At 65.0% G+C, this 25,884-nt stretch carries 20 protein-coding genes; 17 read left to right on the top strand and 3 right to left on the bottom strand.

Annotation, left to right across the window (positions count from 1 at the left end; translation table 11 throughout):
• The first annotated feature begins 67 nt into the window (after positions 1-67).
• The 12 genes from ABZ677_RS20695 to secA all read left to right on the top strand — a co-directional run bounded on the left by ABZ677_RS20695 (position 68) and on the right by secA (position 16,727).
• Positions 68-1,210 carry a tobH protein gene (locus ABZ677_RS20695; protein WP_358372729.1) on the top strand — a complete coding sequence of 381 codons (1,143 nt, stop codon included), beginning with the start codon at positions 68-70 and terminating at the stop codon, positions 1,208-1,210.
• Positions 1,210-2,439, top strand: coding sequence for a mannose-6-phosphate isomerase, class I (gene manA / locus ABZ677_RS20690; protein WP_037189917.1), 1,230 nt, complete (start codon positions 1,210-1,212; stop codon positions 2,437-2,439). Before ABZ677_RS20695 ends, manA begins: the two co-directional genes overlap by 1 nt.
• Before the next feature lie 145 nt (positions 2,440-2,584).
• Complete coding sequence (locus tag ABZ677_RS20685; protein ID WP_358372725.1) at positions 2,585-4,102, top strand: amino acid permease; 1,518 nt, start codon at positions 2,585-2,587, stop codon at positions 4,100-4,102.
• 257 nt (positions 4,103-4,359) lie between these two features.
• Entirely contained in the window at positions 4,360-5,463 is a 1,104-nt protein-coding gene (locus ABZ677_RS20680) for an alkane 1-monooxygenase (protein ID WP_230596230.1), read from the top strand.
• Between the two features lie 123 nt (positions 5,464-5,586).
• Positions 5,587-7,071: an adenosylhomocysteinase gene (gene ahcY / locus ABZ677_RS20675; RefSeq protein ID WP_037189914.1), complete on the top strand. Its 1,485-nt coding sequence runs from the start codon at positions 5,587-5,589 to the stop codon at positions 7,069-7,071.
• 19 nt (positions 7,072-7,090) lie between these two features.
• A complete protein-coding gene (locus tag ABZ677_RS20670) occupies positions 7,091-7,756 on the top strand; it encodes a dTMP kinase (protein WP_358372722.1) in 666 nt (221 codons plus the stop codon).
• Positions 7,757-7,760: 4 nt separating this feature from the next.
• Positions 7,761-8,438, top strand: a complete 678-nt coding sequence (mtrA, locus tag ABZ677_RS20665; RefSeq protein WP_027496508.1) for an MtrAB system response regulator MtrA — start codon at positions 7,761-7,763, stop codon at positions 8,436-8,438.
• Positions 8,435-10,120, top strand: coding sequence for an MtrAB system histidine kinase MtrB (gene mtrB / locus ABZ677_RS20660; protein ID WP_037189910.1), 1,686 nt, complete (start codon positions 8,435-8,437; stop codon positions 10,118-10,120). The genes mtrA and mtrB overlap by 4 nt, the downstream gene beginning before the upstream one ends.
• A 35-nt stretch (positions 10,121-10,155) precedes the next feature.
• The gene (gene lpqB, locus ABZ677_RS20655; RefSeq protein ID WP_052047595.1) at positions 10,156-11,898 is read left to right on the top strand and encodes an MtrAB system accessory lipoprotein LpqB; all 1,743 of its coding nucleotides are present in this window, start codon (positions 10,156-10,158) and stop codon (positions 11,896-11,898) included.
• A 47-nt stretch (positions 11,899-11,945) separates the two neighbouring features.
• Positions 11,946-12,629 carry a ComF family protein gene (locus ABZ677_RS20650; protein ID WP_358372718.1) on the top strand — a complete coding sequence of 228 codons (684 nt, stop codon included), beginning with the start codon at positions 11,946-11,948 and terminating at the stop codon, positions 12,627-12,629.
• A gap of 200 nt (positions 12,630-12,829) precedes the next feature.
• Positions 12,830-13,498 carry a ribosome-associated translation inhibitor RaiA gene (gene raiA, locus ABZ677_RS20645; RefSeq protein WP_037189906.1) on the top strand — a complete coding sequence of 223 codons (669 nt, stop codon included), beginning with the start codon at positions 12,830-12,832 and terminating at the stop codon, positions 13,496-13,498.
• A gap of 307 nt (positions 13,499-13,805) precedes the next feature.
• Positions 13,806-16,727: a preprotein translocase subunit SecA gene (gene secA / locus ABZ677_RS20640; protein WP_358372715.1), complete on the top strand. Its 2,922-nt coding sequence runs from the start codon at positions 13,806-13,808 to the stop codon at positions 16,725-16,727.
• Between the two features lie 37 nt (positions 16,728-16,764).
• On the opposite strand, the gene ABZ677_RS20635 is transcribed toward secA, so the two are convergent.
• Positions 16,765-17,340 carry an Rv3235 family protein gene (locus ABZ677_RS20635; protein ID WP_358372713.1) on the bottom strand — a complete coding sequence of 192 codons (576 nt, stop codon included), beginning with the start codon at positions 17,338-17,340 and terminating at the stop codon, positions 16,765-16,767.
• A gap of 185 nt (positions 17,341-17,525) precedes the next feature.
• Between ABZ677_RS20635 and ABZ677_RS20630 the strand changes: the two genes are divergently transcribed.
• From ABZ677_RS20630 to ABZ677_RS20610, 5 genes are all read left to right on the top strand, one after another.
• The gene (locus tag ABZ677_RS20630) at positions 17,526-18,968 is read left to right on the top strand and encodes a wax ester/triacylglycerol synthase family O-acyltransferase (protein ID WP_037189903.1); all 1,443 of its coding nucleotides are present in this window, start codon (positions 17,526-17,528) and stop codon (positions 18,966-18,968) included.
• 11 nt (positions 18,969-18,979) lie between these two features.
• Positions 18,980-19,504 (top strand): hypothetical protein, encoded by a 525-nt coding sequence (locus tag ABZ677_RS20625; protein ID WP_094634138.1) that lies wholly within the window; start codon positions 18,980-18,982, stop codon positions 19,502-19,504.
• 124 nt (positions 19,505-19,628) lie between these two features.
• Entirely contained in the window at positions 19,629-20,744 is a 1,116-nt protein-coding gene (locus ABZ677_RS20620; protein ID WP_037190255.1) for a ferredoxin reductase, read from the top strand.
• A gap of 107 nt (positions 20,745-20,851) precedes the next feature.
• Positions 20,852-22,153, top strand: a complete 1,302-nt coding sequence (locus ABZ677_RS20615; RefSeq protein ID WP_037190253.1) for a fatty acid desaturase — start codon at positions 20,852-20,854, stop codon at positions 22,151-22,153.
• 122 nt (positions 22,154-22,275) lie between these two features.
• Positions 22,276-23,526: a fatty acid desaturase gene (locus tag ABZ677_RS20610; protein ID WP_037189901.1), complete on the top strand. Its 1,251-nt coding sequence runs from the start codon at positions 22,276-22,278 to the stop codon at positions 23,524-23,526.
• A 54-nt stretch (positions 23,527-23,580) separates the two neighbouring features.
• Here ABZ677_RS20610 and rsgA read toward each other — a convergent pair whose 3' ends face one another.
• Together rsgA and aroA are read right to left on the bottom strand one after the other, a co-directional pair.
• Positions 23,581-24,615 (bottom strand): ribosome small subunit-dependent GTPase A, encoded by a 1,035-nt coding sequence (gene rsgA, locus ABZ677_RS20605; RefSeq protein WP_170946052.1) that lies wholly within the window; start codon positions 24,613-24,615, stop codon positions 23,581-23,583.
• Positions 24,567-25,883 (bottom strand): 3-phosphoshikimate 1-carboxyvinyltransferase, encoded by a 1,317-nt coding sequence (gene aroA / locus ABZ677_RS20600; RefSeq protein WP_358372707.1) that lies wholly within the window; start codon positions 25,881-25,883, stop codon positions 24,567-24,569. Before aroA ends, rsgA begins: the two co-directional genes overlap by 49 nt.
• Position 25,884: the final 1 nt, after the last annotated feature.

Genomic DNA, 25,884 nt, shown 5'->3' with positions numbered 1-25,884 from the left:
TACCGAGGGTTCGTGAGTGGGTATGCAGGCGTTTCGAGCGGGTGACGTAAGGGGAGGTGTCGCAGCCATGAGGGCAGTGTCGTCTCTGGTCGATCTCGACGATTCGGATGCTCTCATCGCAGCCGATCGCGAGGGCTCCTTGCGCAGCGCAGCGCTGGCGGGCGCACAGGTGCGTGCTGTCGCGACCGCAGTGGACGAGTCGGTCCTCGCCCGGTTGGCCGATCTGCGTCCCCGGAGCGTGGTGATCGTCACCGGCGACGGGCGGAGCAGTCGGGCGGCGTCACTGCTCGTCGCCGCGCTCGGTGATCGCCTCGGGGTCCCTCTGGTACGCAGCACCGGCACTCCGCCGTGGATCGGCCCACTCGACGTGGTGGTGGTGGCAGGCGACGACGCCGGAGATCCACGTTTGGCCGAGTCGGTGGACGCTGCAGCCCGGCGTGGCGCCGAAGTCGTGGTGGTCGCTCCCGAGGAGGGGCCGCTGCGTGCCGTCCGTGGAGCCAGAGTCATGTGGCTGCCACCTCGAATCGCAGTCCGTGACCACAATGCTCTGATGCGCTACCTCGCTGCGTTCGTCGCGGTACTCGGGGCGGTTGCCGGCGGCTCGTGGAAGACGTTGCTGCCCAATCTTTCTCGTCTTGCCGACCTGCTCGACGCGGAGGCGGTACGAAACAGCCCGTCCAACGAGATGTTCCACAATCCGGCCAAGGCCCTCGCCAGTGGGTTGAACGGACGGCGGGTGGTGTTGACCGGGGGCAGTCCCGCCGCGGTCGAGGTGGCTCGGCACGGCAGCGAGGTGCTGCTGCGCGTGGCGGGTGTCGTCGTCGGTGCGGGGGAGTTGGGCGATGTCATTGCCGCGTCCATCCGGGCGTCCGTCGTCGAATCGTCCCGCACGCCACAGACATTCGACTCGTTATTTCACGACGAGCAGCTCGACGGGCCACCGCCGGCGCTGCCGATGCGCGTGATCGTGGTGGCCTCGGACGCCGATCGCGCGATGACCGAACGACGAATCGCCGGTGTCCCGGAGTCGGAATTGTTGCTCGCCGATTCGAGTGAGGCTCTGTTCGGCGGCGAGCGCGCGAGATCGGAATTCGACAACCCCGCAGCGGCACCGGATCCGGCTAGACTCTCGGTGCTCGACACGATGTCCGTGTTGGCGACGCGGTTGGACACCACTGCCGCGTATCTGCTGTTGATGGGCGGTAGCTAGTGCAGCTCTTGCGAGGCGCGGTTCGGTCCTACGCATGGGGTTCGCGAACCGCACTGGCTCGGATTCAGGGCCGCCCGGTCCCGTCCGATCATCCCGAGGCAGAGATCTGGCTCGGAGCTCACCCGGCCGACTCCGCGCACGTGGTGCACGAGGGTGGCAGTACGCCACTGCTCACGCTGATCGACGGCGATCCGGCCACCCACCTGGGTGGTTCTGCGCAGCACTACGACTCGCGTCTGCCGTACCTGCTGAAATTGCTTGCCGCAGAAGAGCCGTTGTCCTTGCAGGCGCATCCCAGCAGTGCTCAGGCCCGTGAAGGTTTTGCACGCGAGAACGCCGCGGGTGTCCCCATCGATTCTCCGGTACGCAACTACCGCGATCCGAATCACAAGCCCGAGCTCATCGTCGCGCTCACCGAGTTCGAGGCGTTGGCGGGCTTCCGGCGTCCCACCGACACCGTCGAACTGCTCGACGCGTTGGCCGTCCCCGCGCTGGCCGGGTATCGCACCCTGCTGGCCGCCCAGCCCGATGCCTCCGGGCTGCGCACCGTGTTCACCTCGTGGATCACGCTGCCCGGGCAGGCATTGGACGACATCCTGCCCGCCGTCGCCCAGGGATGCATCGACTATCTCTCCGGTCCTGCTCGCACCGACGGTGGACGATTCGCCGCCGAGGCCAGAACTCTGCTCGAGCTCGGGGAGTCGTACCCCGGTGACGCCGGAGTGCTCGCGGCGCTGCTGCTCAATCGGGTGACACTGACTCCCGGCCAGGGGCTGTACCTCGACGCCGGAAACCTGCACGCGTACTTGCGCGGTACCGGTGTGGAGATCATGGCGAACTCCGACAACGTGTTGCGCGGCGGACTGACTCCCAAACACGTCGACGTCCCGGAACTGTTGCGCGTGCTGGATTTCGAGCCTGCCGACATCTCGCCCATCACCCCGGGTGTCGGCGATCGGCCGACCTACCTGTATCCGACGCCTGCACCCGAATTCGCGTTGAGCCGAACTGCGGTTGCTGCGGGGGAGACGGTCTCCGTTCCCGGCTCCGGCCCGAGAATTCTGCTGTGCACGAGTGGCACTGTCGTGGCCGGTACCGCAGGCCGACAGTTCGAGCTGACGGTGCCGCAGGGCAGCTCGGCCTGGATACCCGCTGCAGACGAATCCATCACCGTGACCGCCGATTCGGGCGAGGCCGAGGTGTTCGTGGCCTCCGTCGGCCGCCTGTAGATCTCGTGTCGCCGGCATCTGTCGCTTCGAACCGCGCGATTGTGCAAATGGCGTGCCGCGAGGCAATAGTCTGATGCCACAGTGAAGAAGTGACGGATGAGCTCGGTGATCCGTCACCGAGGTGAAGTGGCGATACGGAGAACCGATGACCAGAGCAGACCGGCCCGCGAAGACCCCACGTACGACGGGTTGGTTCCGGACCAAATCGATCGAGCAGTCGATCCAGGACACCGACGAGCCGGACACGAAACTCCGGAAAGAACTCGGATCCTGGGATCTGACCGTGTTCGGCGTCGCCGTCGCTGTCGGTGCCGGCATCTTCACCCTGACCGCGCGGACGGCCGGAAACGTTGCGGGACCGGCAGTGTCGTTGGCCTTCGTGCTCGCGGCGATCGCATGTGGCCTCGCGGCGCTGTGTTACGCGGAGTTCGCATCCACGGTGCCGGTGGCCGGAAGTGCGTACACGTTCTCGTATGCGGCGTTCGGTGAGTTCATCGCATGGATCATCGGATGGGATCTCATCCTCGAGTTCGGCCTCGCAGCCGCCGTGGTGGCGAAGGCGTGGTCGCTCTATCTGGGCGATCTGCTCGGTACGGCCGCTCCGGTGCTCGAGATCGGCTCACTGAACTTCGATTGGGGTGCACTGCTGATCGTGGTGGTCCTGACGGTGCTCATCGCGTCGGGCACCAAGTTGTCCTCACGGGTGTCGCTGGTCATCACGGCGGTGAAGGTGATCGTCGTTCTGTTCGTGGTCGTGCTCGGGGCCTTCTACATCAAGGTCGCCAACTACGACCCCTACATTCCGCCGTCGCAACCGGGCTCCACGGGCGAGGGACTGCATCAGTCTCTTTTCTCGTTCGTCACGGGAGCAGGCGGCAGCACGTTCGGTGCTTACGGACTGCTGGCCGCGGCGTCCCTCGTGTTCTTCGCCTTCATCGGATTCGATGTGGTGGCAACGACCGCCGAGGAAACCAAGGAACCGCAGAAGGCACTCCCGCGTGGAATCCTCGGATCGCTCGCGATCGTCACCGTGCTCTACGTGGCCGTCACCCTGGTTCTGACCGGAATGGTCAAGTACACCGACCTGGCCGGTGACAGTTCCACGCTGGCGACGGCATTCGAGCTGAACGGGCTGACGTGGGCCAAGAACGTCATCTCCTTCGGTGCACTCGCCGGTCTGACGACCGTGGTGATGGTCTTGATGCTCGGGCAGACCCGGGTGCTCTTCGCGATGTCGCGAGACGGACTGGTTCCGCGGGCACTGGCACACACCGGAAAGAAGGGCACGCCGGTCCGGACCACGATTCTGGTCGGTGTCATCGTCGGCCTGCTCGCTGCGTTCGTTCCGCTCGGCACGCTCGAGGAAATGGTGAACATCGGCACGCTGTTCGCGTTCGTGCTGGTTTCGGCCGGGGTTCTCGTCCTGCGCAGAACTCGCCCCGACCTGGAGCGTGGTTTCCGCGTTCCCTGGGTTCCCCTGGTGCCGATCCTCGCGGTCCTGGCCTGCCTGTGGTTGATGCTGAACCTGTCGGTCGAAACATGGCTGCGTTTCCTGGTCTGGATGGCCGCCGGTGTCGTCATCTACGTCGTGTACAGCAGGCGGCACTCGGTGATGGGACAGCGCGAAGCCGAGAAATCTCGCATCGAGAAGTCGGAGCACTGACCGGGCTTACGCGCCGATCGATGTCCTGACCAGCGATTCTCGCCTGAATTTAGATAGCGTCACATCAAACCGCTGGAATGTTATACCCTCGAAAACAGACTTGGAGGACTCAAAAAGTTCGATGAGAGGGTGTTGAAACAGTGAGTGTGGACGGCCGAATTCCTTCGTTGGAGGGTTCGGGTGTCGCTTTCGGGGGGCGGGATTCGAAGGCCAGTGAACGGTCGGTTCGCTGGCAGGACAACAAACGTTATCTATGGATGCTGGGGCTGTTGGCCCCGGCGTCGGCATTGCTGCCGTCGCAGTTGGTCTACTGGACAGGCATATCGCTGTTCTGGTGGAGCGGCGTGCTGGTGTTCTTCGTGATCATTCCGGTGATCGACCTGATCGCCGGTGAGGACGGGCACAACCCGGACGAGTCGGCGAGCGAGAAACTGCAGAACGATCGCTACTACCGCTGGTGTACCTACCTTTTCCTTCCTATTCAGTTCGTCGGGCTGATCGTCGCGTGTTGGATGTGGGCGTACGGCGAGCTGACCGTGGTGGACAAGATCGGGCTCGCCGTGACGGTGGGCCTGGTGGCCGGAACCGGTATCAATGCCGCTCACGAACTGGGACATCGGATCGAGCAGCACGAGCGCTGGTTGGCCAAGATCGCCCTCTCGCAGACGCTCTACGGTCACTTCTACGTCGAGCACAACCGAGGGCATCACGTTCGAGTGGCAACCCCGGACGACCCCGCGAGCGCACGGCTCGGCGAGAGCGTGTGGAGCTTCGTGCCGCGCAGCACGATCCTCGGCCTGACCTCCGCATGGAAGCTCGAGTCGCAGCGGCTTCGGCGCAAGGGCCGCTCGGTCGCGAGCCCGACCAATGCGCTGCTGCACACGTGGCTGCTCAGCGTCGTGCTGTTCGGCTCGCTGCTGATCGTGTTCGGCTGGTCCATCGCGCCGTACCTTCTGTTGCAGGCCGTCGTCGGATTCGTTCTGCTCGAGATGGTGAACTACGTGGAGCACTACGCCCTGCTCCGCGAGAAGAACGATCGCGGGAAGTACGTTCGGTGCTCGCCCCGCCACAGCTGGAACAGCGACAGGATCTGTACCAATATTTTCCTGTACCACCTGCAGCGACACAGCGACCATCACGCCAATCCAGGCAAGCGCTATCAGACCCTGCTCTCGTGCGACGAGGCTCCTCAGCTCCCCGCCGGCTACGCCTCGATGGTGATGCTCGCCGCAATTCCGCCGCTGTGGCGTCGAGTGATGGACCGGCGGGTACTGGCGCACTACCAGGGAGATATCACCCGCGCGAACATCCTGCCTCGCAAACGGGCTCGAATCCTGGCGCGAGCCGGACGAAACGGATAGAGCGGGTTCTCGACAATCGGGTCGTTGCGCATGCTCCGCTGCTGGACCTCCGGGCAGCCGGAACCAGGAGCGCGCGGACCCGATAGCCTGGACGGCAGACACTCAGTCAACAGGAGAGGCAAGATGACGACCTCAGTTACGTCAGGATCGGCACTCACCGTGGATCACCGCGGTGGAATCGACTTCAAGGTCGCAGACCTGTCGCTCGCAGAATTCGGCCGCAAGGAAATCCGGCTCGCCGAGCACGAGATGCCCGGCTTGATCGCGCTGCGTCGCGAATACGCCGACGTACAGCCGCTCAAGGGAGCGCGAGTTTCGGGATCGCTGCACATGACCGTGCAGACCGCAGTGCTGATCGAGACGCTGGTTGCACTCGGAGCCGAGGTCCGGTGGGCGTCCTGCAACATCTTCTCCACCCAGGACCACGCAGCGGCTGCCGTCGTCGTCGGTCCGTACGGCACCGTCGAGGAGCCCAAGGGCGTCCCGGTGTTCGCCTGGAAGGGCGAAAGCCTCGAAGAGTACTGGTGGGCGGCGGAGCAGATGCTCACCTGGCCCGATCAGCCCGCCAACATGATTCTCGACGACGGTGGCGACGCCACGATGCTGGTGCTGCGCGGCGCGCAGTTCGAGAAGGCAGGCGTCGTCCCGCCGACCGACGACGATCACGATTCGGACGAGTACAAGGTCTTCCTCGGCCTGCTGCGTCGTTCGCTGGAGGCGTCGAAGTCCAAGTGGACCGAGGTTGCCGAGTCCGTACAGGGCGTCACCGAAGAGACCACCACCGGCGTGCTGCGGCTGTACCAGTTCGCGGCTGCGGGCGAGCTCACGTTCCCCGCCATCAACGTCAACGACTCGGTGACCAAGAGCAAGTTCGACAACAAGTACGGCACCCGCCACTCGCTGATCGACGGCATCAACCGCGGCACCGACGTTCTCATCGGCGGCAAGGCCGTTCTGGTCTGTGGCTACGGCGACGTGGGCAAGGGCTGCGCCGAGGCGCTCAAGGGCCAGGGTGCACGTGTGACCGTCACCGAGGCCGATCCGATCAACGCGCTGCAGGCGCTCATGGACGGCTTCGACGTGCGCACGGTCGAGGAATTCATCGAGCAGGCCGACATCGTGATCACCTCGACGGGCAACCTGTCGATCATCACGTTCGAGCACATGCGCAAGATGAAGCACCAGGCAATCCTGGGCAACATCGGCCACTTCGACAACGAGATCGACATGGCCGGTCTGGAGAAGGCCCCCGATGTCACACGGATCAACATCAAGCCGCAGGTCGACGAGTACCAGTTCAAGGACGGGCACTCGATCATCGTGCTGTCCGAGGGCCGTCTGCTCAATCTCGGCAACGCCACGGGTCACCCGTCGTTCGTCATGAGCAACAGTTTCTCCAACCAGGTCATCGCTCAGATCGAACTGTGGACCAAGCCGGACGAGTACGACAACGAGGTCTACCGCCTGCCCAAGCACCTCGACGAGAAGGTCGCACGCATCCACGTCGAAGCGCTCGGCGGCTCGATCACCAAGCTCACCAAGGAGCAGGCCGAGTACATCGGCGTCGACGTCGAGGGCCCGTACAAGCCCGAGCACTACCGCTACTGACCGACGGACCGGTCCGGTAGTGGGAAAACTGTTCGTCATCGAAGGAGTCGACGGAGCGGGCAAGAACACGCTCGCCCGTCGGCTCGTTTCGGCGTGGGAGCGTGACGGCCTGTCGGTCGAGCGGATCGGGTTTCCCCGGTACGGCCGGTCGGTTCACGCCGATCTGGCCGCGGAGGCGTTGCACGGCGAACACGGTGACACCGCGAGCAGCGTGCATGCGATGGCCCTGTTGTTCGCGCTCGATCGCCGGGACGCGGGCGATGAGATCCGAAAGCTGCTCTCGGACAACGAGATCGTTCTTCTCGATCGGTACGTGGCATCCAATGCCGCCTACACCGCCGCTCGGCTCGAGCAGTCCGCCGACGGCGAGGCCGTCGAATGGATCAGGTCGCTCGAATTCGACCGATTCGCTGTGCCCGTTCCCGATGTCCAGATTCTCCTCGACGTCCCGGTGGCGCTCGCCGCCGAGCGTGCTGCGGCCCGTGAGAGTGCGGACGCCGCCCGCACCCGGGATGTCTACGAGCGCGACCGCTCACTGCAGAGCCGAACCTCGGCTGCGTACGGCAGGCTCGCCGCCTCGCACTGGGTATCGCCGTGGCACGTCGTCACCGCCGACGTCGATCCCGATCGACTCGCCGCCGACATGTTCAATCAGCCATCAGGCGTTCGGAAAGTGACACCATAGGACCATGAAGCCTCGGATTCTGGTTGTGGACGACGATTCGGCTCTGGCGGAGATGCTCACCATCGTGTTGCGCGGTGAGGGATTCGAGCCCTTCGTGGTCGGCGACGGTACTCAAGCACTGGCGGCGGTGCGCGAGAACCGGCCGGACCTGGTGCTGCTGGATCTGATGCTTCCCGGCATGAACGGCATCGACGTGTGCCGAGTCCTGCGCGCCGATTCGGGCGTGCCGATCGTCATGCTGACGGCCAAGACCGACACCGTCGATGTCGTCCTGGGTCTCGAGTCCGGTGCGGACGACTACATCATGAAGCCGTTCAAGCCGAAGGAACTGGTCGCCCGGGTTCGCGCGCGCTTGCGCAGGACCGAGGACGAACCCGCCGAACTGCTGTCCATCGCGGACATCGTCATCGACGTGCCGGCTCACAAGGTCAGTCGCGGCGACGAACTCGTCTCCCTCACTCCACTCGAGTTCGATCTGCTCGTCGCATTGGCGCGCAAGCCGCGTCAGGTGTTCACCCGAGAGGTGTTGCTCGAACAGGTCTGGGGCTACCGCCACGCGGCCGACACCCGACTGGTCAACGTGCACGTGCAGCGGCTGCGCGCCAAGGTCGAGAAGGATCCGGAGAACCCCGAGGTGGTGTTGACCGTGAGGGGGGTCGGCTACAAGGCCGGACCGCCGTGATCCGTTTCTCCCATTCTCGGCGGCGAATCAACGGCAAGTTCTCTCCCGTACTGCGTTGGTTTCGTTCGCTGAGTACGTCGCTGGGCCATGCCTGGCGACGATCACTACAGCTGCGCGTCGTCGTGTCGACGCTGACTCTGTCCCTGGTGGTCATCCTCATCCTCGGGGTGGTGTTGACCAGTCAGATCACCGATCGACTGCTCGAGGCGAAGCTGTCCGCCGCCACCGAGGAACTCGACCGTTCGCGGACCACCGTGGAGGGCAACCTCGCCGGAGCCGACGATTCGAGCGGGCTCGCGACGCGCCTCGAACGAGCCAGGGCGGCGCTGACGAACCAGGACCTCGACGCCGCGTCGACCACCGGGTCGGCGGGATCGTTCGATCCGGTCCTGATCGTGGAAGGCGACGCCACCCGCGCAGAGGCCTCGGTCGGTCCGGTCGATCAGATCCCGAACAGCCTGCGCGACTTCGTCAAGAAGGGCCTGATCAGTTCGCAGTATGCGACGGTCACCGACAGTGACGGCGGCTATTCCGGCTCTGCGCTGATCATGGGATCTCCCACCGGATCCGACATCTCGGCCCTGCAGCTCTATCTCATCTTCCCGTTGGCCAGCGAGGATCGCACGCTCTCTCTCGTGCGCGGCACGTTGTTCATCGGCGCAGTGGTGCTGCTGGTATTGCTCGCGGCGATTGCGATGCTCGTCGCACGTCAGGTGGTCCTGCCCATTCGTTCGGCGTCGAGGATCGCGGTGCGGTTCGCCGACGGCAGGCTCAAGGAGCGCATGCCCGTCCGCGGCGAGGACGACATGGCCAGACTCGCGATGTCGTTCAACGAGATGGCCGAGAGTCTGTCCAAACAGATCACCCAGCTCGAAGAATTCGGAAACCTGCAGCGCCGATTCACCTCCGACGTCAGCCACGAACTGCGCACCCCGCTCACCACCGTTCGGATGGCGGCAGACCTCATCCACGACGCCAGCGACGACCTCGAGCCTGCTCTCAAGAGATCCTCGGAGCTGTTGGTCAACGAGCTCGATCGGTTCGAGACCCTGCTCGGCGACCTGCTGGAGATCAGCCGCCACGACGCGGGCGTCGCCGAACTGGCCGCCGAACAGCTCGACCTGCGCATGTGCGCCCGAGCGGCAGTGTCGACCGTGCGGCACCTGGCGCGCGAGACCGGTACCGAAGTGATCGTCGACATGCCCGAGACCGCAGTCGTCGCCGAGGTCGACCCCCGCCGGGTGGAACGAATTCTGCGCAATCTACTGGCCAACGCACTCGACCACGGTGAAGGCAAGCCGGTCCTGCTGCGGCTGCGCTCGGACGCCGACGCGGCAGCATTCGTCGTGCGAGATCAGGGAGTCGGTCTGCGACCGGGTGAAGAGAAGCTGGTGTTCAACCGGTTCTGGCGCTCGGATCCCTCCCGTGTTCGACGATCCGGCGGTACCGGCCTTGGGCTGGCGATCAGCGTCGAGGACGCCCGCCTGCACGACGGTAAGCTCGAAGCGTGGGGAGCAGTAGGCGAAGGCGCATGTTTCCGACTCACCCTGCCGCTCGTGCGCGGGCACAAGGTGATCGGATCCCCACTGCCCCTCAAACCCAGCACCAAGAAATTCGCTCAAGGACAACCGATTCCCGCGATCACCGCATCGAAGACATCCGCGTCGGAGCCCGCGACGTGATCTTCCCGTGTCGTCGCAGCACCCGAGTGCTGGCGATGTGCGCGCTCGTCGTCGCCCTCGTGGGCGGATGCGCCAGCCTTCCCGAGTCGTCCAGCCCTCAGGCCATCGGCACCTTGACCGCCGGGGCCGTGCCCACCAGTGCTCCGGCTCCCGAGCCGGGACGCGAGCCCGATCGCTTGCTGGACGACTTCTTCGAGGCCAGCGCCGTCTCGGCCAACAGGCACCAGGCCGCCCGGCAGTTTCTCACCGAGGAGGCGTCGGGAACCTGGGACGACGGCGCACGTACGGTCGTCGCGGACCGGATCGACACCCTGTCCGGTCCACGAACCGCTGATACCGCGCAGTTCACGATCCGCTCGACGACGGCCGGGATGCTGGCGTCCGGCGGTGAGTACCAGGCCGGCTCGGACACCTTCGACGCCGCGATCGAGATGGAACGCGTGGACGGGCAGTGGCGAATCTCGAAACTGCCGCCCGGCGTCGTCATCGATCGATCCGCGTTTCTGAACACCTATCAGCAGCGATCGCTGTACTTCGTCGATCCGCTCGGTGGCGTGCTCGTGCCCGATGTGCGCTGGACCAGTGGATCGCAGGACCAGCTCGCCAACCAACTCGTACAGCTGCTCATCGACGGTCCCAAGTCGGCGTTGTCGGCTGCGGTGAGCAACGAACTGTCCGACGACGTGAGTATTCGCGGGCCGATCACCAAGGCCGACGGTCAGACCGCACAGGTGGGGGTGGGGCTCGGTGGCATCAAGATCGACTTCGGTGGCCTGCAGAACAAGGGTGACCGCGACCGTGAACTGCTTGCCGCTCAAGTGATCTGGACGCTCGCCTCGGCCGAGGTGGCAGGGCCGTACGTGTTGCTCGCCGACGGCCAACCCATCGACACGACCAAGCCCGACGGGTGGACCACCGCAGGCGTCGACTCATTCGATCCGCTGGGCAGCACCGACGACAGTGTCGGGCTGCACGCACTCGCGTCCGGCACCTTGCTGCGCGTCGACGAGGCGGAGACGACCCCCGCTCCCGGGTACTTCGGACAGGCCCGCAACCTGCGCTCGGTGGCACTGTCCAACGACGGCACGCTCGTGGCAGGCGTCGCCGACACCGGACGGCCTGCCCCCGCGCCGTCGAGCACGCTCATGGTCGGCAGCTACGACGGCGGCGCGTTCCCGGTGGCCGAGGGACAGTCGATCACGCGGCCCACGTGGGGGGCCGACGACAACGCGGCGTGGGCGGTGATCGACGGCACCAACGTCATCCGAGCCGCCCGCGATCCCTCGACCGGACAGGTATCGGTGATACCGGTCGAGGCCACCGCCGTCACGACACTCGGTAACCGGATCACCGAACTGCGACTGGCCCGAGACGGAGTGCGAGCGGCGCTCATCGTCGACGGCGTCGTGTACGTGGCGACGGTGGTCCGCGAGCCCTCGGGTGTGTACTCCCTCACCGAGCCGAGGGCCGTGGCCATCGGACTCGGTAGCGACGCCACGAGTTTGGACTGGAGTACCGGCGACACCATCGTGATCGCGCGGGTCGCCACCGACGCACCGGTGGTCCAGGTGACCGTCGACGGATCCCGGATGGATCCGCTGCCCTCACGCAACCTGACCACTCCGGTGTTGGCGGTCGATGCCTCGCCGGAGACGGAGTACGTGGCCGATGCACGCGCCGTGTTCGCCCTCAACAATGCCGATCCGGTCGGCGATCGGTACTGGCGTGAGGTCACCGGATTGGCCGGAGTGAAAGCAGTGCCCATTCTGCCCGGCTGACGTCGGCCGCAGCTGTCTGTCGGTGGGCCCGGGCAGACTCCGCGTTCATGCGGACGCTCCTCGATCTGGTTCTGCCCCTCGAGTGCGCCGGGTGCGGTGTGCCGGGGGAGCACTGGTGCACTGTGTGTTCTCTGGCCCTGTTCGTCCCGCCCATCGCCGTTCGGCCACGAGTCGATCCCGGTGTGCCGTGCTGGTCCCTCGGTACGTACAGCGGGCCGCGTCGCAGTGGTGTGATCGCTCTGAAGGAGCGAGGTCGGCGGTCGGTGGCCCGGCCTTTCGGGCGAGCTCTCGCCGAGGCCGTCGGACACCTACGCGATGCAGGTGAGATCGATCCACCCGAGCTGAGTTCGCTGATTCTGATCTGCGCGCCCTCTCGGGCTCGTGCGGCACGGGCTCGCGGGGGCGATCCCGTTCTGCGATGCGCTCGAATCGCTGCCGAACGGTTGGCACCGGAACGAGTGCTCGTTCCCGAGTTGCTCCGCATGAGCGGCGGAGTCCGTGATTCGGTCGGACTGTCGGCGGGGCAACGTCAGCACAATGTGGCAGGCCGGATCGAGGCCGTCGGGGTGGCACGTCCGCGAGGCGACGCACGTGTGACGCGATCGGCCGACTTCACCGTTCTGCTGATCGACGACGTCGTGACCACCGGCGCGACGTTGGCCGAATCGGTAAGAGTGCTAACCGAATTGGGAGTGCCGGTGTCCGGCGCGCTGGTGGTGGCGAGTGCGTGAATGTGATGTAGGGGGACACGCCGACAACCAATTCGGGGTGAACGGTGGCACACGAGTCGATGACCGACTAACGTCGCGGACACGCCCCAACTGGACCAGATGTGAGGTGATGCCCCGGACTTTGATGCCGGAAGGTTCCCCATTCGGCATGCACACTTGCCACGTCCAACAGTGGGCGTGGCCGATATCTGGAGGTACGCGTGACGACCCCTTCACAAGCCTCGGTTTTCTTCGACGAGAAGCCCTCCGAAGAACCCCCCAAGAGCAATGCGGACGTTGTGGTCAAGGGCCGCAACGTCGAGATACCGGATCATTTCCGGATATATGTCTCCGAGAAACTGGCTCGCCTCGAGCGCTTCGATCCCTCCATCTACCTGTTCGACGTCGAACTGCAGCACGAACGAAATCGCCGCCAGGCCAAGGCATGTCAACGCGTGGAGATCACCGCGAAGGGCAAGGGGCCGGTCGTTCGAGCCGAAGCGTGCGCCGACAGTTTCTATGCCGCACTCGAAGCGGTGACGTCGAAACTCGAGAGCAGACTCCGGCGCACCAAGGACCGTCGCAAGGTTCACTACGGCGAGAAGAGGCCCGTTTCCGTCGCCGAGGCCACTGCCGAACTCGCCGAGGACGACACGCTGGCACTCGACCCCGAGACGAAACTCGACTCGTTCGAGGACGACCAGAGCGGCCCGGGGCACATCGTGCGAACGAAGATTCACTCGGCCGCACCGATGAGCGTCGACGACGCACTGTACGAAATGGAACTCGTCGGCCACGATTTCTTCCTGTTCCACGACAGCGCAAGCGATCGCCCCTCGGTCGTGTACCGACGGCACGCCTTCGATTACGGCTTGATCAGGCTGACCTGATCGGACCGCGCGGGACGGCTCGACACGTTCGCCGTCCGTGAAATCTTTTCACCGCTGCAGGCTCGACGCCGGAGACTCGATCCCCACGTCGAGCCTGCAGTGCTGTGTCGGTGTTGTCCGAATGGTCGACCGGCTATCTCCGACGACCGATAGTCGGGCTGCCGGGTTCACAGCGACACCGCCTACCATGGACGCGTTCGGGTTACCCGCCGCGCAGATGTCGTGGTGACGAACCCGTGAGCTCGTGCAGTATGCAGTGTTGTTCGTACCAGTACCCATGAACCGAGGATCGAGGACGAGAAAGCCCGTGCCGTCGCTGTCGTTTTCCAAGCTGCTCCGTGTCGGTGAAGGTCGCATGGTCAAGCGGCTCAAGAGCATCGCCGACCACGTCTCGACCCTGTCTCCGGACGTCGAGAGCCTCTCCGACGACGAACTGCGCGGCAAGACCGCGGAGTTCAGGGAGAGGTACTCCGCCGGCGAGACCCTGGATCAGCTCCTGCCCGAGGCATTCGCCGTGGCCCGTGAGGCGTCCTGGCGAGTGCTGTCGCAGCGACACTTCGACGTTCAGGTCATGGGCGGTGCCGCCCTGCACTTCGGCAACATCGCCGAGATGAAGACCGGTGAGGGCAAGACACTGACGTGTGTTCTGCCCGCGTACCTCAATGCCATCTCCAGCGAGGGTGTGCACGTGGTGACGGTCAACGACTACCTCGCCAAGCGCGACTCGGAGTGGATGGGCCGCGTGCACCGTTTCCTCGGTCTCTCGGTCGACGTGATCCTTTCCGGCATGACCCCGGTGGAACGTCGCGCCGCCTATGCCGCGGACATCACCTACGGCACCAACAACGAGTTCGGGTTCGACTACCTGCGCGACAACATGACGCACTCGCTCGACGATCTCGTGCAGCGTGGCCACAACTTCGCCGTCGTCGACGAGGTCGACTCCATCCTCATCGACGAGGCCCGTACGCCGCTGATCATCTCGGGACCGGCCGACGCGTCGAGCAAGTGGTACGGAGAGTTCGCCCGTATCGCGCCGATGTTGAAGATCGACACCCATTACGAGGTCGACATCCGCAAGCGGACCATCGGTGTACACGAGGCAGGCGTCGAACTGGTCGAGGATCAGCTCGGCATCGACAATCTCTACGAGGCCGCCAACTCACCGCTGGTGAACTACCTCAACAACGCGATCAAGGCCAAAGAGCTCTACACCAAGGACAAGGACTACATCGTCCGCGACGGTGAGGTCATCATCGTCGACGAGTTCACCGGCCGCATCCTGGTGGGACGTCGCTACAACGAGGGCATGCACCAGGCGATCGAGGCCAAGGAAAAGGTGGAGATCAAGGCCGAGAATCAAACTCTGGCGACGATCACCCTGCAGAACTATTTCCGCCTCTACGACAAGCTCTCGGGCATGACGGGTACCGCCGAGACCGAGGCCGCCGAGCTCCATCAGATCTACGGCCTCGGTGTCATTCCGATTCCGACCAACCGTCCGATGGTCCGCGTGGACAACGGTGACCTGATCTACAAGACGGAAGAGGCCAAGTTCGACGCCGTCGTGGACGACGTCGTCGAGCGGCACGAGAAGGGCCAGCCGGTCCTCATCGGCACGACGAGCGTCGAGCGCTCGGAGTACCTGTCGAAGCAGTTCACCAAGCGCGGTGTCGCACACAACGTGTTGAACGCGAAGTTCCACGAGCAGGAAGCGACGATCATCGCCGAGGCGGGCCGGCAGGGCGCGGTGACGGTGGCGACCAACATGGCCGGTCGAGGCACCGACGTGGTGCTCGGCGGCAACCCGGACATCCTGGCCGATCTGCAGCTCCGGAAGCAGGGCTTGGACCCGGTCGAGACCCCAGAGGAGTACGAGGCTGCCTGGGAGCCTGCGCTCGAAGAGGTCAAGGCGCAGGTCAAGGCCGACGCCGATACCGTGCGCGAGGCCGGCGGTCTCTACGTCCTCGGTACCGAGCGACACGATTCGCGCCGTATCGACAACCAGCTCCGAGGTCGCTCCGGTCGTCAGGGTGATCCGGGCGAATCGCGTTTCTACCTCTCGCTCGGCGACGAGTTGATGCGTCGATTCAACGGTGGCGCACTCGAGTCGATCATGACCAGGCTCAACCTGCCCGACGACGTCCCGATCGAAGCCAAGATGGTGTCCAAGGCCATCAAGAGCGCTCAGACGCAGGTCGAGCAGCAGAACTTCGAGATCCGCAAGAACGTTCTCAAGTACGACGAGGTGATGAACCAGCAGCGCACCGTCATCTACGAGGAGCGCCGCCGCATCCTCGAAGGTGCCGACATGGAGGGCCAGGTCGAGGGCATGATCACCGACGTGATCACCGCCTACGTCGACGGTGCCACCGGTGAGGGCTACGTCGAGGACTGGGATCTGGAGCAGCTCTGGACCGCGCTGAAGACTCTCTACCCGGTGGGAATCGACCACAAGGTGCTCGCCGGCGAGAACGAGGACGGCGAGAAGGGCGATCTGAGCCGCGACGAGTTGCGTGAGGCATTGCTCGAGGACGCACGATCTGCGTACGCCACTCGCGAGGCCGAGATCGACGGTATCGCCGGCGAGAACGGAATGCGCGAACTCGAGCGTCGTGTACTGCTGTCGGTCCTCGACCGCAAGTGGCGCGAGCACCTCTACGAGATGGACTACCTCAAGGAAGGCATCGGCCTGCGCGCGATGGCGCAGCGCGACCCGCTGGTCGAATACCAGCGTGAGGGCTACGACATGTTCCAGGGCATGCTCGACGGCTTGAAGGAGGAGTCGGTCGGATTCCTGTTCAACCTGCAGGTCGAGGCGACACCGGCTCCGACCGGCCCTGCGGCGTCGGCAGGTCTCGCCGTGGCTCCTGGACTGTCCTCTCCAGTGGGCTCCGGCCGCCCGGCCGCGACACCCGCCGCTGCACCCGCGCCGACGGCTCCGGCCCCCACTGCTCCGGCCCCCTCTGCTCCGGCCCCCTCTGCTCCCGCACCTACGGCTCCCGCGGTGCCCTCGGCTCTGCGGGCCAAGGGTCTCGACGAGCAGGAAGAGCAGAGACTGACCTTCTCCGGCCCGGCCGAGGGCGGTGGCACTGCCGTGCGCCGAGCCGGGCCGTCCACGTCCGGCAGCGAGTCCGCGGCCGAGGGCACTCGCCGCGAGCGTCGCGAAGCGGCGAGGACTCAGAGCAAGGCACCCAAGAAGGCAGCGCGCTCCAAGCGCAAGAAGTAGTGCACGAGGGTCGCGTCGCCACCGGGCGACGCGACCCTCACCCCACTCGCAACGATGTAACCGTCCACCCGGGGCGGCGTGGGTCGATGGCCAGCTCGATTCGGCCGGCGAAGGCGAACATCCGCGGGCCGCGGGTGTAGGAGCCGAAGATCTCCGCGGAGACATCCGACTGGTACGCCACATGTACTCGGTGTACGGCAGCGAAGCCGAGTCGTCGGCCCGGCGGTGGGTTCCGCACTATGGTGCGCACCAGGTCGATCATCGAGGCGGTGAACAACGCCGACAACTGGTCTGCGCTGCGTCGTCGGTCGATCACCTCGATCATCATGCGCATCGCGCGGTCGGCACTCGAGCGTGCATCGGCGGGCACCGGTGGCCGATCGGGTGGCTCGATGCGTCGTCGAGAACGGTTGCTGCGCACTGTTGGTCGGTGGCGGGCCTGCGGCTGTTCGGCGGGTGCCGCTGGATCCCACGTGTGCACGGCGCCGGAGCAGAGCGGTGGCTCGAACGGTGCGGCACGCGAGAGAAAGCTGTGATGTTCGGCGCGGGGTCTCGAGCCCGGGGCCGACGTGTCCGCGATGTCCGGCGGCTCGTTCGATTCGATGACGCTCACACCGACATTGACGGTCCGAGAGCGCGTTCGGTTCCCGTCGGAACCCGGGAACATCACGCGACACGGTCCTCGACCGACCCCGAGACCGGCAATCTTCCGCCACGTACTCTAGGTTCGAGCACACCGCGCGCTCGGCCACAGGAATCGGCGCGTACTTCACGCGAGGACGGGGACTGGAAGACGCGATGGCGACCAGGCTGACAGCGCAGGATGCGTCGTTCTATTTTCTCGAGGCCAGTAGTAGCCCCATGCACCTCGGGTCGCTCGCCATCTTCCGGACTCCGCGCAGTGGTTTCAGCTACGACCGTCTGCTGTCGTTGGTCGAGCAACGATTGGCATTGGTTCCTCGGTACCGGCAGAAGGTGCGTGAGGTCGCCTTCGGTCTGGCCAGGCCGGTGTGGGTCGACGACGCGGATTTCGACATCACCTACCACATCCGTCGTTCGGCACTACCGAAGCCGGGTTCGGACGATCAGTTGCACGATCTGATCGCGCGGTTGACCTCGCGCCCACTCGATCGCACTCGGCCGCTGTGGGAGATGTACCTGGTCGAGGGGTTGTCGAAGAATCGCTTCGCCGTCTTCACCAAGTCCCACTCGGCGCTGGTCGACGGCGAACACGCTCTCGACATCGGTCAGGTCATTCTGGATGCGAGCAAGAATCCGCCGCCGATGGCCGAGGAACTCTGGATGCCTGCGCGCGAGCCCAAGGATTCGGCGTTGGTCATCGATGCGTTGACCGAGTTGGTGGTACGTCCGGGGGAGAGCGTCGAGGCCCTGCGCGGCGCGGTCCACGGCGCTGCCGGTGTAGCGGGTGAAGCCTTGCGGGCGGCAGCGAAGGTCGCGGCGGTGCTGCGCACCGCGACGCAGAGCGCACCGTCGAGTCCACTGAACGCCCCGATCTCGCGAAACCGCAGATTCGCGGTGGCCAAGACCGAGCTCGCCGACTACCGCAGAATCCACAACAGGTTCGACTGCTCGATCAACGACGTGGTGCTCGCTGTCGTCACCGGGGCACTGCGCAATTGGTTGCTCTCGCGGGGCGAGCCCGTCACGGCGTCCTCGACGGTGCGGGCCATGGTGCCGATGTCGGTGTACGTCTCGGCTGATCGGGTCGGTTTCGGAGAGGCGGCCGGGCCGGTCGAGCCTGCCGAGGAAGATCGCAGCGAGGTCTCGTCGTTTCTCGTCGACCTACCCGTCGGTGAATCGAATGCCGTGGTGCGGCTCTCGCACATCGCGCACGCCACCGAGGCGCACGCCAAGCAGAGTCGAGGCGTCACCGCACAGACACTGATGCGGATCTCCGGATTCGCGCCTGCGAGCCTGCACGCGATGGGCGCGCGAGCGGGCAGTCGGCTGTCTCAGCGGGTGTTCAATCTGATCGTCACCAACGCCCCCGGACCCCAGTTCCCGCTGTACGTGGGCGGTGCGCGCATGCTCGAGATGTATCCGGTGTCGCCGCTGTTCGAGAACCAGGCGATGAGCATCGGGTTGACGTCCTACGACGGTTACGTGTTCTTCGGGCTCAATGCAGACCGTGGTGCCATGCCCGATGTGGATGTCGTCACGGCGCTTCTGCACGAGGCGCTGGAAGAGTTGGTCGACGCCAGTAACGAATCGAGAGTGTGAGGTCTTCTGCAATGCGTGTCTACGTTCCGGCGACGCTGGAGTTCTTGAAAGTGCTGTCGGCGGAGGGTGAGTTCAGCCCGGTCTCGCGCACGGCCTTCGCGGTGACACCGACGCTGCGTGAGGCGTACTCGTCCGGCGACGACGAGGAGCTCTCCGAGGTGGCGATGGGGGAGGCCGCTCGGGCCTCTCTGCGACTGATCGCCGCGGCAGTCGACGACGAGAACGACACCGGGACGGTCGCCGATGGGGTGGTGTACCGGCGGGCGGTGATCGCGGCCGATGTCGACGATCCCACTCTGCGCCCCGACTTGGACGATGCCGTCGTCCGGCTGAAGGAACCGTTGCGGATGGATCAGGTCGCGTCGGTCCATGTCGATCTCGAAGGGGCCGAATCGGCGGTCGCCAAGGCCGTCGCTGCGGTCGATGCCGCGGACATGGGTGACGCGGACGCGGAGTTCGTGCTCGGAGACGCCGAGGATCACACCCTCGCCTGGTACGCCCCGCAAGAGTTGTCGTTTCTGCTCGAACTGCTGTGACTCCGCCGTGTTCGTTCGCCCACGATTCACACCGGCACAGGTGTTCCCGGACCCGAACCTACGGTAGCGTAACCTCGATGACCGCAAGCGGTTCAGTATCTCGATCGAGGGGATGGAACACCCGATGGATCTGAAGAAGTGGCTGGAGGCTCCGGCGGCCGGTGTATCGGCCCCCAGGCGTCCGAGGTTGAACATGGTGCGTGGTGCGTTCACCCGCATCACCACTCCCTTGTTGCCCGACGACTACCTGCATCTGGCGAATCCTCTTTGGTCGGCACGCGAACTCCGCGGTCGCATCGTGCGAGTGGAGAAGGAAACCGCCACGGCGGTGACCCTGGTGATCCAGCCGGGTTGGGGCTTCAATTTCGACTACCGGCCCGGCCAGTACATCGGGATCGGGTTGCACCTCGGCGGGCGATGGCACTGGCGGTCCTACTCGTTGACCTCCCCACCGAACTGGGAAGACAAGCTGATCTCCATCACCGTCAAGGCGATGCCGGAAGGCTTCCTCTCCTCGCACCTCGTCGGCGGTGTGCCACAGGGAACCATCGTTCGGCTGGCCGCCCCGAAGGGCAATTTCGCGCTGCCCGTGCCGCCGCCGAACAAGATCTTGTTCGTCACCGCAGGCAGCGGCATCACCCCGATCATCTCGATGCTGCGGGCATTGGATCGGCACGGCGACATGCCCGACACCGTGCACATCCACTCGGCACCCACCGAGGACGAGGTCATGTTCGCCGCCGAGATCGCCGCGCTGGAGAAGTCTCATCCCAACTTCACCTCGCATGTGCAGCTGACTCGATCGGACGGCAAGTTCGCGCTCGCCTCGCTCGACGAGCTCTATCCCGACTGGCGCACGCGCGACACCTGGGCGTGCGGCCCGGCAGCACTGCTCGAGGAGATCGAGAAGACCTGGAAGCGTGAGGGTATCGAGGACCGGCTTCATCTGGAGCGGTTCGAGATCTCGCGAGCCGACACCTCGGGTGCAGGCGGGACTGTCACGTTCTCCAAGTCGGACAAGAAGACCACCGTCGACGGTGCGACCAGTCTGCTCGAAGCCGGCGAGAACGTCGGAGTTCAGATGCCGTTCGGTTGCCGGATGGGTATCTGCCAGACGTGTGTGGTGCCGTTGACGGCAGGGCATGTGATCGACCTGCGATCCGGCAAGGAACACAGCGAAGGCGATCGCGTCCAGACGTGCATTTCTGCAGCTGCGGGCGACTGCACATTGGAACTGTAGGTCTGTTTTTCGCACACAGCCTTCTCAGGCTGTTCGGTTACGCTTACGTAGGTTGCCCACGTCGAAACCCGAATTTCGGGCACTGCACTCAACTGTTGGAGGACCCGGTGGCCATCACCGACATCAAAGAGTTCGCTCATCTCAGCGAAGCGGACATGGAAGCGTTCGGTCGTGAACTGGATGCGATTCGTCGAGACGTCGAAGACAGCCGCGGCGAGCGCGATGCCGCATACATCCGTCGGACCATCAGGCTGCAGCGGCTGCTCGAGCTCGGTGGCCGCGCGGTGCTGCTCGGCAGCAAGTATCGGCCGGCCTGGATCGCGGGCACGGCGATGCTCAGTGTCGCCAAGATCATCGAGAACATGGAGCTCGGCCACAATGTGATGCACGGGCAGTGGGACTGGATGAACGATCCGGAAATTCACTCCACCTCGTGGGAGTGGGATCAGACCGGACCGTCGGAGCAGTGGAAACGCGCTCACAACTACTCGCACCACACGTACACCAACATCGTCGGCATGGACGACGACATCGGCTTCGGCATCCTGCGCATGACCCGCGACGAGCCGTGGAAGCCGATCAACCTCGTGCAGCCGCTCGCCAACATCGTGCTGGCCACCACCTTCGAGTGGGGCATTGCACTGCACGATTACGACGCGCAGAAGCAGCTGGACGGCGAGGACGAGAAGGGTCTGCTGAAGTCTCCGGCGAGCCGCGCCTTCGCCCGCAAGATCGCCAAGCAGGTCGGTAAGGACTTCGTCCTGTTCCCGGCATTGTCCGGCCCGGCGTGGAAATCCACGTTGACCGCCAACGCCACCGCCAACCTGGTCCGGAATCTGTGGGCGTACGCGGTGATCTTCTGCGGTCACTTCCCCGACGGAGCAGAGAAGTTCACGATCGGCCAGTTCGAGACCGAGACACGGCCCGAGTGGTACCTGCGTCAGATGCTGGGCAGCGCGAACTTCGAGGCCGGTCCCGTCATGGCGTTCATGAGCGGTAACCTCTGCTACCAGATCGAGCACCACATGTTCCCGGACCTGCCGAGCAACAGGTACTCGGAGATCGCCGAGAAGGTGCACGCTCTGTGCGAGAAGTACGACTTGCCTTACACCACGGGGTCGCTCGGCAAGCAGTACCTGCTGGCGCTGCGGACCATCCACAAGTTGTCGCTGCCCGACTCGTGGTTGCGCGCCACGTCCGACAACGCTCCCGAGACGTCGTCCGAGCGGCGATGGCGGGTCGGCGATTCGCCCGCCGTCCATGCGCTCCGGATCGATCCGCTCACCGGGCAGCGTCGAGGCCTGCGTTCGGCAATGCAGGAGGCGCGCGTGAGCTTGCGCAACGCGAAGAAGGAAGCCAAGCGTCAGGCCAAAGCTCTCCGACGTTCGGGCGACCGCGTTCCGTTGTGAATCGTCACACAGATTTCCGCCCGTAACCTACGGAACCGTAAGTTACGATACGGTAGGTGACGGAATTGCACATGGCCTGATACGCGAGCTGTGTGTTCACGACTGCCAGGAGGTTGTTTCCCATGGCGATTACGGACGTCAAAGAATACGCGCATCTGACCGATGCCGACATCGAGGCGTTGGGCCACGAGCTCGACTCCATCCGGCGTGACATCGAAGCGTCCCGCGGTGAACGCGACGCCCGGTACGTCAAGAACACCATCCGCTTGCAGCGATCCCTCGACATCGGTGGCCGGGCCGTGCTCTTCGCCAGTCGCAGGCGTCCCGCGTGGCTCGTCGGCACCGCCATGCTCGGGGTTGCGAAGATCATCGAGAACATGGAGCTCGGCCACAACGTCATGCACGGCCAGTGGGACTGGATGAACGACCCGGAGATCCATTCCACCTCGTGGGAGTGGGACAACACGGGGCCGTCGGCTCACTGGAAGCAGACGCACAACTACATCCACCACAAGTACACAAACGTGCTGGGCATGGACGACGACGTCGGCTACGGTCTGCTCCGCGTCACCCGCGATCAGCGGTGGAAGCCCTTCAACATCGGCAACCCCGTCTACAACCTGCTGCTGCAGTTGTTCTTCGAGTACGGAGTGGCGCTTCAGCACCTCGAACTGGGCAAGGTGGCCAAGGGCCGGGTGCCGCGCGAGGAATTCGAGCAGAAGCGGCGCGAGGTGCTCGAGAAGGTCGGAAAGCAGATCGGCAAGGATTACATCCTCCATCCGTTGCTGACCGGTCCCGCCTGGAAGAGCACGTTGACCGCGAACATCGTCGCCAACATGATGCGCAACGTGTGGACCAACACCGTCATCTTCTGTGGACACTTCCCGGACGGTGCCGAGAAGTTCACCAAGTCCGACATGGAGGGCGAGACTCAGGGCCAGTGGTACCTGCGTCAGATGCTCGGCAGCGCGAACTTCAATGCCGGTCCCGTCATGGAGTTCATGAGCGGCAACCTGTGCTACCAGATCGAGCACCACCTGTTCCCTGACCTCCCCAGCAACCGCCTGCGGGAGATCAAGGTTCGAGTGCTCGAACTGGCAGAGAAGTACGACCTGCCGTACACGACCGGTTCGATCGTGCACCAGTACTTCCTGTCGTGGCGCACCATCGCGAAGCTGTCGCTGCCCAACAAGTACTTGAAGGCAACGAGCGACGACGCCCCCGAGACCGCGTCGGAGCGCAAGTGGGCCGATGCTCCCGCCGGCCTGTTCACCGTCGATCCCGAGACCGGCAAGCGTCGTGGTCTGCGCACCGCCATCGCAGAAACGAAGAAGCGCAAGGGAATTCGTCGGCTGGTCGGTAGGGCCGCGTAAGCCCTCCGCCGAGTTCGAGCCTGGTGGCAACTTGTTCCGGAACGGAATTCGTTGCTACCAGGCTTCGTTCGTTCGAACGGCCTCGAGGAGCAGGCGCACGGCCGCGACGCGACGGGCCGGATCTCCGGTGAGTGAGTCGAGGGCGCATTCGGGATCTGCCGGTGGGCCGAGATGTGTGCATCCTCGCGGACAGTTCTCGATCGTATCGGCCAGATCGGAGAACGCTGCGACGACGTTCTCTGGGGAGATGTGCGCCAGGCCGAACGACCGGATGCCGGGAGTGTCGACCACCCAACCGCCGCCGGGCAGCGGTAGCGCCACCGACTGCGTCGAGGTGTGACGACCCTTCCCGACGCCCGAGACCACTCCGGTGGCGCGATAGGCGTCGGGCACCAATCTGTTGACGAGCGTGGACTTTCCGACGCCCGAATGCCCGATGAGAGCGGTCACGTTGTCGGTGAGCATGGCGGTCAGCTCCGTGAGGTCCTCGGACTGACCCGCCAGCACCACCGGTACGTCGAGATCGGCGAAGGCCGCGGTGAATTCCTCGGGGTCGGCCAGATCGCTCTTGGTCAGGCACAGAACGGGTTCGAGTCCACCGACGTACGCGGCCACGAGTGCGCGCTCGACGAAGCCGGTGCGAGGCGGTGGGTCCGCGAGCGCCGCGACGATGAGCAGTCGGTCCGCGTTGGCCACCACCACGCGCTCGAACGGGTCGGTGTCGTCGGCGGTGCGCCGCAACACCGTGCGCCGCTCGGCCACGCGCACTATTCGGGCCAGAGTGTCGACCTTGCCCGACAGATCTCCGACGATACCGACCTCGTCTCCCACCACGATCGGAGTTCGACCGAGCTCACGGGCGCGCATGGTCACAACCGGACGAGACGGGTCGCCGCCGAGGACGCAGCCCCATCTGCCGCGGTCGACCGAGACCACCATGCCTGCTTCGGCGTCGTTGTGTTCGGGTCGAGTCTTGGTGCGTGGACGCGAACTCTTGCCCGGTCGGATACGAACGTCCGACTCGTCGTACCGGCGCGCGGTCAGGAGCCGACCCCACTGGGTGTGGATGCGGACAACATTGCGTCCCACAGCATCTCGAAGCCGGGGAGGGTCTTGGCGGTGGTGCCGATGTCGTCCACTTCCACGCCGGGTACACGCAGTCCGATGATCGCGCCTGCGGTGGCCATGCGGTGGTCGGCGTAGGAGTGCCAGACTCCTCCGTGCAGCGGCACCGGATCGATTCGGATGCCGTCGTCGGTTTCGACCGCGCTCCCACCCAGTCGAACGATCTCGGTTGTCAGTGCAGCGAGTCGGTCGGTCTCGTGGCCGCGCAGGTGGGCGATGCCGCGCAGAATCGACGGCCCTTCGGCCAGTGCGGCCAGTGCCGCGACCGTCGGCGTCAGCTCGCCGACATCGTGGAGATCGAAGTCGATGCCGTGCAACGTATCCGGGCCCTCGACAGTCAGAATTCCTGCTGTGAGGTCGACCCGAGCTCCCATCAGCGCGAGTATCTCGCGGAAGACGTCGCCGGGCTGAGTGGTCGATTCGGGCCAATTCGGTACGCGCACTCGGCCTTTCGTCACCACCGCTGCAGCGAGGAAGGGGGTGGCGTTGGACAGGTCCGGCTCGATGCTCCACTCGATGGGTGCGACCGGACCCGGGTGAACCCGCCAGGTGTTCGCGTCTCCACCGGTCTCGGGGGTGTCCACGCGCACCCCGGCCCGCCGCAACATGTCCACGGTCATGTCGATGTGCGGCATGGACGGAACGGGCTTGCCGATGTGGTGGATTTCGATTCCCTCGTCGAATGCCGCCGCGGAGAGCATCAGACCGGAGACGAACTGCGAGGAGCCGGAGGCGTCGATGTCGACGGGTCCGCCGCGCAGCGAGCCGGTCCCGCGCATCGTGAACGGCAGCGCGCTGCCGTCGATCTCGGCCCCCACCGCGCGAAGAGCGTCGAGGATCGTGTCGAGCGGACGGATACGTGCCTGCTCGTCGCCGTCGAACGACACCTCGCCTGCGGCGAGCGCAGCCAGGGGCGGCACGAAGCGCATGACGGTGCCCGCCAGTCCGCACTCCACGGCTCCTCCGTGCAGCGGTGCCGGAGTCACACGCAACGCCGTCCTGTCGTCGTCCGCGGCGACGATCTCGATACCCAAGGTTGCCAGGGCGTCGATCATGAGATCGGTGTCACGGCTGCGCAGGGCACCGGTGATCGTCGAGGAACCGGTGGCGAGCGAGGCGATGATCAGTGCGCGATTGGTGATCGATTTCGATCCGGGCAGAGTGACTGTCGCGTCGACGGGTGCGACGGCGGCGGGGGCTGTCCAATTGCTCACCCGTCCATCTTCTCTCATT

The organism is Rhodococcus sp. NPDC006774 (assembly GCF_040636045.1).
Lineage (GTDB): Bacteria > Actinomycetota > Actinomycetes > Mycobacteriales > Mycobacteriaceae > Rhodococcoides.
The sequence above is the reverse complement of the archived record's forward strand: the minus strand, read 5'-3'. Positions and strand labels throughout refer to the sequence as shown.

What these genes read in the sequence shown, in the direction of transcription:
- mtrA (WP_027496508.1), top strand. Translation starts at nt 7,761, where the DNA reads ATGAAGCCTCGGATTCTGGTTGTGGACGACGATTCGGCTCTGGCGGAG.
- ABZ677_RS20625 (WP_094634138.1), top strand. Translation starts at nt 18,980, where the DNA reads ATGCGTGTCTACGTTCCGGCGACGCTGGAGTTCTTGAAAGTGCTGTCG.
- ahcY (WP_037189914.1), top strand. Translation starts at nt 5,587, where the DNA reads ATGACGACCTCAGTTACGTCAGGATCGGCACTCACCGTGGATCACCGC.
- ABZ677_RS20620 (WP_037190255.1), top strand. Translation starts at nt 19,629, where the DNA reads ATGGATCTGAAGAAGTGGCTGGAGGCTCCGGCGGCCGGTGTATCGGCC.
- ABZ677_RS20685 (WP_358372725.1), top strand. Translation starts at nt 2,585, where the DNA reads ATGACCAGAGCAGACCGGCCCGCGAAGACCCCACGTACGACGGGTTGG.
- aroA (WP_358372707.1), bottom strand. Translation starts at nt 25,883, where the DNA reads ATGAGAGAAGATGGACGGGTGAGCAATTGGACAGCCCCCGCCGCCGTC.
- lpqB (WP_052047595.1), top strand. Translation starts at nt 10,156, where the DNA reads ATGTGCGCGCTCGTCGTCGCCCTCGTGGGCGGATGCGCCAGCCTTCCC.
- ABZ677_RS20680 (WP_230596230.1), top strand. Translation starts at nt 4,360, where the DNA reads ATGCTGGGGCTGTTGGCCCCGGCGTCGGCATTGCTGCCGTCGCAGTTG.
- ABZ677_RS20610 (WP_037189901.1), top strand. Translation starts at nt 22,276, where the DNA reads ATGGCGATTACGGACGTCAAAGAATACGCGCATCTGACCGATGCCGAC.
- ABZ677_RS20630 (WP_037189903.1), top strand. Translation starts at nt 17,526, where the DNA reads ATGGCGACCAGGCTGACAGCGCAGGATGCGTCGTTCTATTTTCTCGAG.
- ABZ677_RS20695 (WP_358372729.1), top strand. Translation starts at nt 68, where the DNA reads ATGAGGGCAGTGTCGTCTCTGGTCGATCTCGACGATTCGGATGCTCTC.
- ABZ677_RS20650 (WP_358372718.1), top strand. Translation starts at nt 11,946, where the DNA reads ATGCGGACGCTCCTCGATCTGGTTCTGCCCCTCGAGTGCGCCGGGTGC.